Origin of the sequence: Streptomyces sp. NPDC051555, assembly GCF_044454405.1 — a bacterium.
In the GTDB taxonomy this organism is placed as follows: Bacteria; Actinomycetota; Actinomycetes; order Streptomycetales; family Streptomycetaceae; genus Streptomyces.
The window spans coordinates 58,487-71,207 of sequence record NZ_JBITDP010000019.1 but is presented as its reverse complement, the minus strand read 5'-3'; the positions used below and the strand labels follow the sequence as shown (position 1 = coordinate 71,207).

12 protein-coding genes and 1 tRNA gene are annotated in these 12,721 nt (G+C 73.7%); 7 read left to right on the top strand and 6 right to left on the bottom strand.

Features of this window, described 5'->3' with window-relative positions; all coding sequences use genetic code 11:
* Positions 1 to 65: 65 nt before the first annotated feature.
* A complete protein-coding gene (locus tag ACIBEA_RS31505; RefSeq protein WP_399266597.1) occupies positions 66 to 620 on the bottom strand; it encodes a heme-binding protein in 555 nt (184 codons plus the stop codon).
* Positions 621 to 1,071: 451 nt separating this feature from the next.
* Here ACIBEA_RS31505 and ACIBEA_RS31500 point away from each other — a divergent pair, with 451 nt between their 5' ends.
* From ACIBEA_RS31500 to ACIBEA_RS31485, 4 genes are all read left to right on the top strand, one after another.
* Positions 1,072 to 2,370: a sensor histidine kinase gene (locus ACIBEA_RS31500; RefSeq protein WP_399266596.1), complete on the top strand. Its 1,299-nt coding sequence runs from the start codon at positions 1,072 to 1,074 to the stop codon at positions 2,368 to 2,370.
* Entirely contained in the window at positions 2,367 to 3,029 is a 663-nt protein-coding gene (locus tag ACIBEA_RS31495; protein WP_399266595.1) for a response regulator, read from the top strand. The genes ACIBEA_RS31500 and ACIBEA_RS31495 overlap by 4 nt, the downstream gene beginning before the upstream one ends.
* Before the next feature lie 227 nt (positions 3,030 to 3,256).
* Positions 3,257 to 4,768 carry a M4 family metallopeptidase gene (locus tag ACIBEA_RS31490; RefSeq protein WP_399266594.1) on the top strand — a complete coding sequence of 504 codons (1,512 nt, stop codon included), beginning with the start codon at positions 3,257 to 3,259 and terminating at the stop codon, positions 4,766 to 4,768.
* A gap of 101 nt (positions 4,769 to 4,869) precedes the next feature.
* Positions 4,870 to 5,373: a hypothetical protein gene (locus tag ACIBEA_RS31485; protein ID WP_399266593.1), complete on the top strand. Its 504-nt coding sequence runs from the start codon at positions 4,870 to 4,872 to the stop codon at positions 5,371 to 5,373.
* Positions 5,374 to 5,417: 44 nt separating this feature from the next.
* Here the strand turns inward: ACIBEA_RS31485 and ACIBEA_RS31480 are convergent, their stop codons facing one another.
* Entirely contained in the window at positions 5,418 to 6,122 is a 705-nt protein-coding gene (locus tag ACIBEA_RS31480; protein WP_399266592.1) for a pentapeptide repeat-containing protein, read from the bottom strand.
* Between the two features lie 103 nt (positions 6,123 to 6,225).
* On the opposite strand from ACIBEA_RS31480, the gene ACIBEA_RS31475 reads away from it, so the two are divergent.
* A complete protein-coding gene (locus ACIBEA_RS31475) occupies positions 6,226 to 7,230 on the top strand; it encodes a zinc-binding dehydrogenase (protein ID WP_399266591.1) in 1,005 nt (334 codons plus the stop codon).
* A gap of 20 nt (positions 7,231 to 7,250) precedes the next feature.
* Here ACIBEA_RS31475 and ACIBEA_RS31470 read toward each other — a convergent pair whose 3' ends face one another.
* Genes ACIBEA_RS31470 through ACIBEA_RS31460 form a run of 3 tightly spaced genes read right to left on the bottom strand, consistent with a single transcriptional unit; the run spans position 7,251 to position 9,464 of the window.
* Positions 7,251 to 7,721, bottom strand: a complete 471-nt coding sequence (locus ACIBEA_RS31470; protein ID WP_399266590.1) for a GNAT family N-acetyltransferase — start codon at positions 7,719 to 7,721, stop codon at positions 7,251 to 7,253.
* A 38-nt stretch (positions 7,722 to 7,759) separates the two neighbouring features.
* On the bottom strand, positions 7,760 to 8,686 hold the full coding sequence (locus ACIBEA_RS31465) for an aminoglycoside phosphotransferase family protein (protein WP_399266589.1): 927 nt from the start codon (positions 8,684 to 8,686) through the stop codon (positions 7,760 to 7,762).
* A gap of 55 nt (positions 8,687 to 8,741) precedes the next feature.
* The gene (locus ACIBEA_RS31460) at positions 8,742 to 9,464 is read right to left on the bottom strand and encodes a DsbA family protein (RefSeq protein WP_399266588.1); all 723 of its coding nucleotides are present in this window, start codon (positions 9,462 to 9,464) and stop codon (positions 8,742 to 8,744) included.
* Between the two features lie 150 nt (positions 9,465 to 9,614).
* On the opposite strand from ACIBEA_RS31460, the gene ACIBEA_RS31455 reads away from it, so the two are divergent.
* Positions 9,615 to 11,012, top strand: a complete 1,398-nt coding sequence (locus ACIBEA_RS31455) for an NAD(P)/FAD-dependent oxidoreductase (RefSeq protein WP_399266587.1) — start codon at positions 9,615 to 9,617, stop codon at positions 11,010 to 11,012.
* Positions 11,013 to 11,107: 95 nt separating this feature from the next.
* Here ACIBEA_RS31455 and ACIBEA_RS31450 read toward each other — a convergent pair.
* Positions 11,108 to 11,185 (bottom strand) — tRNA-Thr (locus tag ACIBEA_RS31450).
* A gap of 300 nt (positions 11,186 to 11,485) precedes the next feature.
* Here ACIBEA_RS31450 and ACIBEA_RS31445 point away from each other — a divergent pair.
* Entirely contained in the window at positions 11,486 to 12,574 is a 1,089-nt protein-coding gene (locus tag ACIBEA_RS31445) for an ABC transporter ATP-binding protein (protein ID WP_399266586.1), read from the top strand.
* The last annotated feature ends 147 nt before the right edge of the window (positions 12,575 to 12,721 follow it).

Sequence of the window (12,721 nt, the reverse complement as noted above, 5' to 3'; positions counted from 1 at the left end):
TCCGATAGTAGGGGTGTCCTACATTTCGGGACTTGCGCGGCGGGTGCGCGGCGCCCGCGACACCCCTACTTGGTGAGGGAGTCCGCGCCCGCCTTGGCGAACTTCTCGTCCAGGTCACCGCTCGGCGCGCCGGCCACGCCGATGCCCGCGACCGGGGCGCCCTTGGCCTGGACCGGCGTGCCGCCGCCGAGGAAGAGGGTGCCCGGGATGTCCTTCAGGTTCGGGGTCTGGGCGAGGCGGCCCGCGAGGACGGAGGTCGGGGCGTTCCAGGACACGGCGGTGTACGCCTTGCGCTGCGCCGACTCGTAGGACTGCGGGCCCGCGCCGTCGCCGCGCAGGGTCACGATGGTGTTGCCGTTGCGGTCGACCACCGCGACCGTCACCTTCTGGTTCTCCTTCTCGGCCGCCTGCAGCGCGGCCTGGGCGGCGCGGGTGGCGGCGTCGATGGTGAGGTGGGTCGAGGTGGTGAAGTTCTTGTCGTCGCCCTTCTTCGCCGCGGCGGAGGCGGGGGCGGGGGCCGGGGCCGCGTCCGCCGCGCTGGCGCTGACGGCTCCGAAGGTGCCGGCTCCGAGGGCGAGGGCGAGGGCGGCACCGGTGAGGACACGGGTACGGGTGTTCATGGCTGCTCCTGGGGTTACCGGGGGCCTGCTGGCCCGGGTTTCGGCTACCCCCCGATCGTGTCCCGGCGCCCCACCCCACCGGATCCCCGCACCGGCTCCCCCGCGCGGCCGCTCCGGTTGACCCGGGGGTCAACCGATCGGTCGATGCGGAGCCCGCCCGGAGGGGCCACGGTTGTCTTGCCTCCGGTGCCTCCGGCGGGCCCTCAAACGCCGGGCGGGCTGAACTTCAGCCGGACCGAACCCAGCCCCGCCGGCGATTGAGGCGCGGGTCCGGCCGGAGCCCGGAGTCAGCCCCGCCGGCGTTTGAGGCGCCGCCTCGGGGGCCTCCGGCGGGCCCTCAAACGCCGGGCAGGCTGAACTTCAGCCTCGCCGGCGTTTGAGGCGCGGGTCCGGGCCGAACCCTTCCGCCTCGCCGGCGATTGAGGCGCGGCACCGCCCTCGACCAGGCACGATGGACGGGACGCCCCGCCCACCACCCACTCCGGAGGAGGAAGAAGACCCCGTGACCCCGCCCCCACCCAGCCGCACGCTCACCACCGTCGTCCACGCCGCCTTCTTCCTCCTCCTCGGCTCCTCCGTGGCCCGCTTCCTCCTGCGCCACCCCGGCGAACCCCGCACCCCGTGGATCATCGCCCTGAGCATCACCCTGGCCCTGCTCTACGTCCTCGGCCCGACCACGGCCAGAGCCACGGGCAAGGCCAAGACCACCGCCACCGCCACCGCCACCGGCAAGGCCGAGCCCACCCCCCGCCACCTCACCTGGCTCGCCCTCGTCGTCACCACCTGGGTGGTCCTCGTCGTCCTCGCCCCCAGCTTCGCCTGGTGCGCCGTCCCGCTCTTCTACACCGCCCTGCGCACCCTCCCGCCCCGTGCCGCCGTCGTCCTCGTCGCCCTGCTCACCGCCTTCGTGGTCGCCGCCCAGCTCAAGCTCGCCACCGCCTTCGACCCGAACCTGCTGCTGGCCCCGCCCGCCGTCGCCGCCCTCGCGACCGCCGTGTTCGTCCACATGGAGCGCCAGACCCAGGCCCAGCGCACCCTCATCGACGACCTCATCCGCACCCGCCGGGAGCTGGCCGCCACCGAGCGCCGCGAAGGCACCCTCGCCGAGCGCCAGCGCCTGTCCATGGAGATCCACGACACGCTCGCCCAGAACCTCTCCAGCCAGCAGATGCTGCTCCAGGCCGCCGAGCGGACCTGGGACGCGGAGCCGGCCACCGCCCGGGCGCACGTCCGTACCGCCACCGACATCGCCGCCCGCGGCCTCGCCGAGGCGCGCCGCCTGGTGCACGACCTGGCCCCGTCCGAACTCGCCGACGGCGTCCCCCTCACCGAGGCGCTCCGCGGCCTGGACGCCGGCCCCGAGGTCACCGTCCGCTTCCACCTGGAGGGCGCACCCGTACCGCTGCCGGCCCGCACCCAGTCCGCGCTGCTGCGCATCGCCCAGGGCGCCCTGGCCAACGTCCGCGAGCACTCCGGCGCCCGCACCGCTGCCCTCACGCTCAGCTTCCTCGGCGACCAGGTGGTCCTGGACATCGCGGACGACGGCCGCGGCTTCCCCGCTCCCGCGACCGCCTCCGCGGCGCCCGCGCCCGGCCGCTCCGACCGGGGCCACGGCCTGCCCGCGATGCGCGCCCGGGTCCGCCAACTGGGCGGCACGCTGACCGTCGAGTCCACCCCGTCCGAGGGCACGGTCCTCTCCGCGGCACTCCCCCTGACCCCCTCCCCCACAGCCCTGGAGTCCCCCCGATGACCTCACCGGCACAGCCGACGACGCCGGCGCCGACGACGATCCTCCTGTGCGACGACCACCTCGTCGTGCGGGCGGGCCTGCTCGCCCTGCTCGGCAGCGAGCCGGACATCGAGGTGGTCGGCGAGGCCGGCAGCGGTGAGGAGGCGGTGGCCCTGGCCGCCGCGCTGCGGCCGGACGTCGTCCTGATGGACCTCCAACTCGGCGAGGGCATCGACGGCATCGAGGCCACCCGCCGCATCGCCGCGCTCCCCGGCCCGCCGCCGCCGCACGTGCTGGTGCTGACGACGTACGACACGGACGCCGACATCACCCGCGCCATCGGCGCGGGCGCCACCGGGTACCTGCTCAAGGCCGAGCGGCCCGAGGAACTCTTCGCGGCCATCCACTCCGCCGCCCAGGGCCGCACCACGCTCTCCCCGCCGGTGGCCAGCCGGGTGATGGCCCACATGCGCGGTACGAAGCCCACCCTGACGGAGCGCGAGCTGGACATCCTGGGCCAGCTCGCCCGGGGCCTGGGCAACCGGGACATCGCCCGCGCCCTGTTCATCAGCGAGGCCACCGTCAAGACCCACCTGGGCCGGATCTACGACAAGCTCGGTGTCGACACCCGCACCGGCGCCGTCTCGGTCGCCAAGGAGCAACGCCTCCTCCCCTCCTGACCGCGCCCGGGCCCGTACCCGTACGCCGCCCCGCCCCGCCCCCGTGGGCCCCCGCGCCCAGCCCCCGCACCGCCGCGCCCCCACCCGCCGTAATCCGGACAGTCACGCCCACTCTTCGGACAACCACGTCCCGGCACCCGTCACATCCCTGTCCCCTCCGCACCCTCCGCTGGCACGCTCCGCTCACGCGCCACACCCCGGCCGCTGCCGCCAGCGAAGGAGCCAGAGTGACCCACCCCGCGTCCTCCCCCCGCACCCTCGTCCGACTCGCCACCGCCACCACCGCGGTGCTCGCCGCCACCCTCGCGACCCTCGCCGCCCCGGCGAGCGCGACCCCCGCGGGACCGGCCGGACCGAACGGCCCCGCCGCCGCCACCGCCGAGCAGCTCACCGTCCGCCCCGGTGCCACCACCACCGACGCCGACGGCACCACCCACACCCACTACGACCGAGCCATCGGCGGGATCCCCGTGCTCGGCGGCGACCTGATCGTCCACCAGCGCCCCGACGGCACCCGCACCACCACCGACGCCACCGCCCCGGCCGCCCTGCGGGCCGCCGCGGCCACCGCGGCCACCACCTTCGCCGCCGCCCCGGCCGCCGCCGCCAGACCGGGCGCCCGCCGGATCATCTGGGCCGCGACCGACACCCCCGCCCCCGCCTGGGACACCGTCACCCGCACCCCCCGCCCCGACGGCACCCCGAGCGAACTGCACACGGTGACCGACGCCCGCAGCGGCGCCGTCCTCGGCTCCTACGACACCGTCCACGCGGGCAGCGGCAACAGCCAGTACGCGGGCACGGTCCCCCTCGGCACCAACCCCAGCGGCTCCCTCTTCCAGCTGCGCGACCTCCCCCGCGGCGACCAGCGCACCCTCGACGCCCAGAACCAGAGCACCGGCGGGATCCTCTTCACCGACGCGGACGACGTCTGGGGCAACGGCAAGCCCACCAACCGCCAGACCGCCGGCGTGGACGTCCACTACGGCACCGCCGTCACCTGGGACTTCTACCGGGGCGTCCTCGGCCGCAACGGCATCCGCGGCGACGGCCGCGGCGTCGTCTCCCGCGTCCACTACGGCACCAACTTCAACAACGCCTTCTGGGACGACTCCTGCGGCTGCGTGAGCTACGGCGACGGCGCCCCCGGCAGCGGAAAGCCGCCCACCTCCCTCGACATCGTGGGCCACGAACTCGCCCACGGCCTGACCTCCGCCACCGCCCGACTCCTCTACTCCGGTGAATCGGGCGGCCTCAACGAAGGCACCTCCGACATCCTCGGCACCGCCGGCGAGTTCTTCGCGGAGAACCCCACCGACATCGGCGACTACCTCATCGGCGAACGCGTCTACAAGGGCGCCCTGCGCACCATGGACCGCCCGAGCAGCGACGGCGTCTCCCGCGACTACTGGTCCAGCGACATCGGCAACCTCAGCCCCGACGCCGCCTCCGGCCCCGCCCGGCACTTCTTCTACCTCCTCTCCGAGGGCAGCGGCCGCAAGGTGATCAACGGGATCACCTACGACTCCCCCACCTACGACGGCTCGAAGCTGCTCGGCATCAGCCGCGAGAAGGCCGTCCGCGTCTGGTACCGGGCCCTGAGCGTCTACATGACCTCGACCACCAACTACTCCCGGGCCCGCGTGGCCACCCTCCAGGCCGCCACCGACCTCTACGGCGCCGGTAGCCCCGAGCGCGCGGCGGTCGCCGCCACCTGGAACGCCGTCAACGTCCACTGACCCGGGCGTGCGGCCGCGGGGAGCGCGCCGGAGGGCCCACGGGCTCCCCGCGACCGCCCCTGCGGCCGCACGAACCCCCCACCCGTGACACCATCGACCACGTGCTCGACATCGGCTACTCCCTCTCCCGGCGCTTCCCGGACCCCCCGCAGACCGACTACCGCTCGGCGGACGTCCGCTCCCTGCGCCACGACCTCTTCTGCGGCGACGTCTACCTCGCCGACACCAACGCGGACCGGGAAGTATCCACAGCCTGGGGATGGGTGCCCGTCCTGGACTTCGCCTGGGCGCTGTGCGACATCGTCGAGCAGCTCGACCAGGACCCCCGGGGCAGCCGCGCCGCGAACCGCCAGTACGCCGAACTCGACTTCACCGAATCCTCGGACCGCATGCTCTTCGAGCGCCGCTTCGGCTGGGTCGACATCGAGGCCGACTGGATGGATCCCGAGGAAGCCCCCATCACCTTCAGCCACCGCCTGCTGCGCCGCGAGGCCCGCGACTTCCTCCACGACGTGATCGCGGACCTCACCGACATGCACGACGGGCTGGCCGACAACCCGACCATCTGGACCCTCCAGACCCGCTTCCCCCGCGTCCCGGCCTAGCCCCGGAACGCCACCGGTACCGCCACCGCCACCGGTACCGCCCCCTACACCTCCACCCGCAGCCCCACCTGCGCCGCCAGCGCCGGAGCCAGGTCCAGCAGCTGCGGCGGGCTGATCACCGCACCCGCCAGCGACTCCACCCCCCGCGCGATGTCCAGCTCGGCCGCGCCCCGCAGGTCCACGTCCGTCATCCGCACCCCGCTGAAGTCCACCCCGCGCAGCGCACAGTCACGGAACTCCACCCGCTCCAACACCGCGCCCGCGAAATCGGCCTCGACCAGGACGCAGCCCTCGAAGACCACGTCCTTCAGCCGGGCCTTGCGCAGGTTCAGGTAATCGATCTTCCCGCCGCTGACCAGCACCCGCTCCAGCACCGCCCCGTGCAGCTGTACCCCGCCCAGCCGGGCGTCCCGCAGCTCCACGTCGCGCAGCGAAGCCTCCGCCAGATCGGTGCCGACCCCGCGCACCCCCTCCAGCACCACGTCCATGAAGCGGGCCCGCGCCAGCCCCGTCTCGTCCAGGGCGCAGCGCCGTAGCGCGCAGTCCATGAACCGGGCCCCGACGCCGTCCTGCCCGCCCAGGTCCAGGTCCGCGAACTCCAGCCCGTCGTAGTCCCCGTCCGGCTCCAGCTCCGGGCGCCCGACCGCGCCCCCGGGCCCGGGCCCGTCCCCGTCGGCGCCGCCGCCGAAGGGTCGCAACTCCGGCAACCGCACCTCTGCCCGCCGCACAGCCTTCACTTTTCGCGCCATGCGCCCATCCTGACCCAACCCACTGACAGGGCGGGCCGGCCCGGCGCCGGACCGGCGCCACACCCTTGACCTCAACCACGCTTCAGGTTGTTGAGTCGGTGCCATGCGCGCCATCCGACTCCATGCCTTCGGCCCCGCCGAGAACCTCGTCCACGAGGTGACCGAAACCCCCGTCCCCGCCCACGGCCAGGTCCGCATCGCCGTCGCCGCCGCCGGGGTCCACCTCCTCGACACCGTGCTGCGCCAAGGCGAACAAGGCCCCCTGCCCGCCCTCCCCGACCTGCCCACCGTCCCCGGCCGCGAAGTCGCCGGCACCGTCGACGCCCTCGGCCCCGGCACCGACCCGAAGTGGCTCGGCCGCCGGGTCGTCACCCACCTCGGCTTCGCCCCCGGCGGCTACGCCGAACACGCCGTCGCCGACGCCGAACGGCTGCACGTCGTCCCGCCCGGCCTCGACCCCGCCGCGGCCGTCGCCATGATCGGAACCGGCCGCACCACCCTGGGAATCCTCGGCTTCACCGACCTCGGCCCCGGCTCCATCGCCCTCGTCCCCGCCGCCGCCGGCGGCATCGGCACCCTCCTCGTCCAACACGCGAAGAACGCCGGGGCCACCGTCATCGCCCTCGCGGGCGGCGCCGCCAAGGCCGAGAAGGCCCGCGCCAACGGCGCCGACCTCGCCCTCGACTACACCCGCCCCGACTGGCCCGTCGCCATCCGCGCCCACCTCGACGACCTACGCGCCCCCGGCGCCACGGTCCTCTTCGACTCCGTCGGCGGTACGGTCGCCCGCACCGCCCTCGACCTGCTCGCCCCCGGCGCCCTGCACCTGGTCTTCGGCCGATCCGGCGGCCCGCTGACCCTCACCGACGCCGAACGCGCCGCCCTCACCGCCCGCGGCATCACCACGCAGCCCGTCCTCGGCCCCGCCATGCTCCGGCGCGCCGGCGGCCCCGACCCGATCCGCACCCTGGAGGCCCGCGCCCTGGCCGAAGCCGCCGCGGGCCGCCTGCGCCCAGCCCTCCAGCGCTACCCCCTCGCCGAAGCCGCGGCCGCCCACCGCGCCCTGGAGACCCGCGCCACCACCGGCAAGGTCGTCCTGGAACCCTGAACCCACCGGCCCGGGGACGCCTAACCCCCCAGCCGCGCCAAGGCGTCGTCCGTCAGCCGGAACACCGTCCACTCGTCCTGCGCCACCGCGTCCAGCGACTCGTAGAAGGAGATCGCCGGCTGGTTCCAGTTCAGCACCCACCACTCCAGGCGCTCGTAACCCCGCTCCCGGCAGAGCCCCGCCAACTCCCGCAGCAGCGCCTTCCCGTACCCCCCACCACGGTGCTCCGGGCGGACGTACAGGTCCTCCAGATAGATGCCGTGCACACCGCGCCACGTCGAGAAGTTCAAGAACCACAGCGCGAAGCCCGCCACCTCGCCCGCCTCGGTCTCCGCGATGTGCGCGAACACCGCGGGCCGCTCGCCGAACAGGGCCTCCCGGAGCTGCTCCTCCGTGGCCCGCACCTCGTGCAGGGCCTTCTCGTACTCGGCGAGTTCACGAACCATCGCGTGAATCGCGGGGACATCGGCTTCAGTCGCTGTACGGATCATTCCCGCAGCCTAAGCCGCCCTCACAGCCCCCACCGCCCTCACCGCCCGAGCAACAACCGCGCCACCTCCGCCTGCTCCTCCCCCAGGGCCGACTCACCGTCCGCCACGTCCCACACCGCGTTCTGCACCACCCGCCCCAGGGTCCACGCCCGCGCCCGCTCGCGATCCAAGCCCAACTCCCCGGCCAGCACGTCGAAGCGCCACAGCACCTCATCCGCACGGAACCGGTTCACGATCGCCGGCAGCAACTCGAACCCGGGATCCCCCGACAACGGCTTCGGATCGATCGCCAACCACGCCCCCTGCGCCGCGCCCGCGCCCGCGCCCCTACGGTCCCCCGCACCCAGCACGTTCTCGAAGTGCAGGTCCCAGTGCAGCAGCCGGTCCCCCGGCTCGCCCGCCACCTCCGCCAGCGCCGCCGCGCAGTCCCGCAACAACCCCCGCTCCCCCGCGTCCGCCAGCCCCGCCACCGCCCCCGGCGCCTCGGCCGCCAACCCGGCCGCGATCTCCCCCAACCCCCGCAACCCCACCGGAGCCGGCACCCGCGTCAGCCGCCCCAACAACTCCGCGACCACCCGCACCGCACCCCGCGCGTCCCCCTGCGCCTCCGCCAGCGCCGACAGCGGCCGATCCTCGTCGAGCCGCTCCAGCAACAGCGCCCCCGAGCCCTCGTCGTGCTCCAGCAACCGCACGCACCCGTGCCCGTCCCAGGCCCGCAGCGCGAGCGCCTCCCCCGCGTTCTCCTCGTCCGGAAGGACGAGCTTGAGCACCGCCGCGCTCCCGTCGGCCCGCCGCACCGGCAGCACCAACGCCGTCATCCCGTGCATCGCGGGGCCCGTGCGCCGCAGCTCCCACCGCTCCAGGAAACGCGCCGCGAGCGCCGGCAACGCATCCAGGAACTCCCGCCCCCGCGCCCCGTTGTACTCCCGCTGCGCCTCGACCAGCCCGTCCGGAATGTCGACCATGCCCCGACCCTACCGAGGCCCCCGGCGACCGGCCCGCGGACCGATCCGCCCGCAGCTACCCGATCCCGGCCGCCTTCAACGTCCCCGCGAACGCGGCCGCGTCGAACATCGACCCGTCCGTCCCCACCGGCTTCCCGTCCAGCAACACCAGCGGCGTCCGGTCATTGCCCGTCGCCTCGAAGCCCTTCTCCGCCTCGGTGACCCACCCCTTGTACGTCATCCCCTCGACCGCGCCGTCGAAGTCCGCGCCCCGCAGCCCCGGCACCGCGGAGGCGATCTCCAACAGGTGCCCGTCGGTGAACCTCCCCTTCGGCTGGCTGGCGAAGACCGCCGCGTGGTACTCCGCGAACTTCCCCTGGTCGAGCGACGCCCGCAGCGCGTTCACCGCCTTGACCGAGCCGCTGGCCCCGCCCTGGTCCGTGAAGGACGCCAGCAGGTACTCCACCTTCACCTTCCCGGCCCCGGCCAGCTCCGAAAGCGTCCGACCGCCGCCCTCCTCGAACTTCGCGCAGTGGCCGCACCGCGGATCCACCAGCACCTGCAGCGTCCGCGGCGCGTCCGCGCGGCCGACCACGATCTTCGAGCCGTCCACCCGGGCCGGCAGTTTCGACAGGTCCCCGGCGATCGGGCTGGTCCGCACCACACCGGCCGCAGCCTGCCCGCCCGCACCCTCGGCCGCGTCCGAGGAACAGCCCAGCACCGCCCCGCCCAACAGCACCGCGGCGGCGCCCAGCGCGACCACCCGCGCCGCCACGGCCGCCGTCACCCTCTTGCGCATCCGACCCACCCTCTCCCTACCCCGTACACCACAAATCGATGGATATATCCGGACTCCACCTTAGGAACCACCCCCGCTGGGCCGCATCGGCCATAAGGCCCGTGATCGAGACCCTGGACACCCCTGCGGAACGCGGTGTACCACTCCCCCATGACCAGCGCGACGATCAACGGCGGCATCTCCTTCTGGTACGCCTCGGACGGCACCCCGCCACCCCGCGAACCCCTCACCGGCGACGCCACGGCCGACGTCGTCATCGTCGGCGGCGGCTACACGGGCCTGTGGACCGCCTACTACCTCAAGCAGGCCGCCCCCTTCCTCCGGATCACCGTCCTGGAGCAGAAGTTCTGCGGCTACGGCGCCTCCGGACGCAACGGCGGCTGGCTCTACAACGGCATCGCCGGCCGCGACCGGTACGCCACGCTGCACGGCCACGACGCCGCCGTACGCCTCCAGAAGGCCATGAACGACACCGTCACCGAGGTCATCGACACCGCGGCGAAGGAAGGCATCGACGCCGACGTCCACCGCGGCGGCGTCCTCGAAGTCGCCCGCAGCCCCGCCCAACTGGCCCGCCTCAAGACCTTCCACGCCGCCGAGACCGCCTTCGGCGAGAACGACCGCGTCCTGCTCGGCGCCCGCGACACCCGCGCCCGCGTCGACGTCGCCGACGCCGTCGGCGGGACCTGGAGCCCGCACGGCGCCCGCATCCACCCCGCCAAGCTCGTCACCGGCCTCGCCGCCGCCTGCGAACGCCTCGGCGTGACCATCCACGAATCCACCCCGGTCACCGCCATCGCCCCCAAGCGGGCCGTCACCCCCTACGGAACCGTCCGCGCCCCCTACGTCCTGCGCTGCACCGAAGGCTTCACCGCCTCGCTCAAGGGCCAGAAGCGCTCCTGGCTCCCCATGAACTCCTCGATGATCGTGACCGCCCCACTGTCCGCCGCCACCTGGGACTCCCTCGGCTGGGCCGACCGCGCCACCCTCGGCGACATGGCCCACGCCTACATGTACGCCCAGCGCACCGCCGACGACCGCATCGCCATCGGCGGCCGCGGGGTCCCCTACCGATACGGCTCGCGCACCGACAACGACGGCCGCACCCAGCCCGCCACCGTCGAGGCCCTCACCACCCTCCTCACGTCCTTCTTCCCCCAGCTCACCGGCACCCCCATCACCCACGCCTGGTCCGGCGTCCTCGGCGTCCCGCGCGACTGGTGCGCCTCGGTCACCCTCGACCGGGCGACGGGCCTGGGCTGGGCCGGCGGCTACGTCGGCTCCGGGGTCGCCACCGCCAACCTGGCCGCGCGCACCCTGTGCGATCTGGTCCAGCAGGACTCCGGCCAGGGCGGCCCCACGGCCCTGACCACCCTCCCCTGGGTCGACCACCGCGTCCGCCGCTGGGAGCCGGAACCCTTCCGCTGGCTCGGCGTCCAGGCCCTGTACGCCGCCTATCGCGAGGCCGACCGCCGCGAAACCCGCACGCACACCCCCACGACGACCCCCCTGGCCCGCCTGGCCGACCGCATCTCGGGCCGCCACTGATCCCCGCGAACACCCCACGCGAAAGGCCCCGGGCAACCGCCCGGGGCCTTCCACCTCTGTACGAATCCCTCGGCCGGCAAACCTCTGACCTGGGATGGAGCCCCCTGTCGGATTCGAACCGACGACCTACGCTTTACAAGAGCGTTGCTCTGGCCGGACTGAGCTAAGGAGGCGCGCGACACCGTGCGCGCACGGAATCGCCTTCACTCTACACAGCCGCCAGACCGGGCCGCGAAGTACTTTGCGACCCCCGCGACCCCTCGCCCGGGCGTTCCTCCCACGCCCCCGGGTACCCGAGGCGCGCCGGCCACGACGCGGAGCAGCCGCCTCCGACAGTCGCGGAAGTCACCCCGGGCCAGGTGCTGACAGGAGGGGACCGCGGCGGGTAGCGTCGGGCGGAGTCCAGCGACTGGACTAGACCTTCCTACTCGGATCGTCCGGCACGTTCCTGCCGGTAGAAGGGATTCACCACCATGGCTTCTGTCACGTTCGACAAGGCGACCCGCATTTACTCCGGGGGCGACAAGCCCGCCGTGGACCAGCTGGAGCTGCACGTCGAGGACGGCGAGTTCCTCGTCCTCGTCGGCCCCTCGGGCTGTGGCAAGTCCACCTCCCTGCGCATGCTGGCCGGGCTGGAGGACGTCAACGGCGGCGCCATCCGCATCGGCGACCGCGACGTCACGCACCTGCCGCCCAAGGACCGGGACATCGCGATGGTGTTCCAGAACTACGCGCTGTACCCGCACATGTCCGTCGCCGACAACATGGGCTTCGCGCTCAAGATCGCCGGCGTGGACAAGGCCACCATCCGCAAGAAGGTCGAAGAGGCCGCGGACATCCTGGACCTGCGCGCCTACCTCGACCGCAAGCCGAAGGCGCTCTCCGGCGGTCAGCGCCAGCGCGTCGCGATGGGCCGCGCGATCGTGCGCCAGCCGCAGGTGTTCCTGATGGACGAGCCGCTGTCCAACCTGGACGCCAAGCTCCGCGTCAGCACCCGCACGCAGATCGCGAGCCTCCAGCGCCGCCTGGGCATCACCACCGTGTACGTCACCCACGACCAGGTCGAGGCCATGACCATGGGCGACCGGGTCGCGGTGCTCAAGGACGGCCTGCTCCAGCAGGTGGACACCCCGCGCAACATGTACGACCGTCCGGCGAACCTGTTCGTCGCCGGCTTCATCGGCTCGCCCGCGATGAACCTGGTCGAGGTCGCGATCACCGACGGCGGCGTGAAGTTCGGCGACGCCCTGGTCCCGATCGCCCGCGAGGCGCTCTCGGCGGCCGCGGACGCCGGTGACCGCGTGGTGACGGTCGGCGTGCGACCCGAGCACTTCGACATCGCCACCGAGGGCGGCCTGGCCGTCACGGTCAACGTGGTCGAGGAGCTGGGCGCGGACGGCTACGTCTACGGCACGGCGACGATCGACGACAAGCCGCAGGACATCGTGGTCCGGGTCAACGGCCGTCAGGTGCCGGAGAAGGGCGCGGTGCTGAACGTGGTCCCGCGCGCGGGCGAGACCCACGTGTTCTCCACCTCGTCGGGCGAGCGCCTCGCCAACTGATCGACCAACTGATCAACGACTAGGGGGCGTTGGGGGGCCGGGGGGGGGGCCCCCCCCCCGCCCCCCCCCCCCCCCCCGGCGTTTTGATGAACGCGTAGGAATACCCCCAGAGCAAAAAAAAAGCGAAACAAAACCCCCCCCCCGGGG

Coding starts and splice junctions, on each gene's coding strand:
- ACIBEA_RS31475 (WP_399266591.1), top strand. CDS start 6,226: ATGCGCGCCATCCGACTCCATGCCTTCGGCCCCGCCGAGAACCTCGTC.
- ACIBEA_RS31505 (WP_399266597.1), bottom strand. CDS start 620: ATGAACACCCGTACCCGTGTCCTCACCGGTGCCGCCCTCGCCCTCGCC.
- ACIBEA_RS31480 (WP_399266592.1), bottom strand. CDS start 6,122: ATGGCGCGAAAAGTGAAGGCTGTGCGGCGGGCAGAGGTGCGGTTGCCG.
- ACIBEA_RS31445 (WP_399266586.1), top strand. CDS start 11,486: ATGGCTTCTGTCACGTTCGACAAGGCGACCCGCATTTACTCCGGGGGC.
- ACIBEA_RS31460 (WP_399266588.1), bottom strand. CDS start 9,464: ATGCGCAAGAGGGTGACGGCGGCCGTGGCGGCGCGGGTGGTCGCGCTG.
- ACIBEA_RS31455 (WP_399266587.1), top strand. CDS start 9,615: ATGACCAGCGCGACGATCAACGGCGGCATCTCCTTCTGGTACGCCTCG.
- ACIBEA_RS31470 (WP_399266590.1), bottom strand. CDS start 7,721: ATGATCCGTACAGCGACTGAAGCCGATGTCCCCGCGATTCACGCGATG.
- ACIBEA_RS31465 (WP_399266589.1), bottom strand. CDS start 8,686: ATGGTCGACATTCCGGACGGGCTGGTCGAGGCGCAGCGGGAGTACAAC.
- ACIBEA_RS31500 (WP_399266596.1), top strand. CDS start 1,072: ATGGACGGGACGCCCCGCCCACCACCCACTCCGGAGGAGGAAGAAGAC.
- ACIBEA_RS31495 (WP_399266595.1), top strand. CDS start 2,367: ATGACCTCACCGGCACAGCCGACGACGCCGGCGCCGACGACGATCCTC.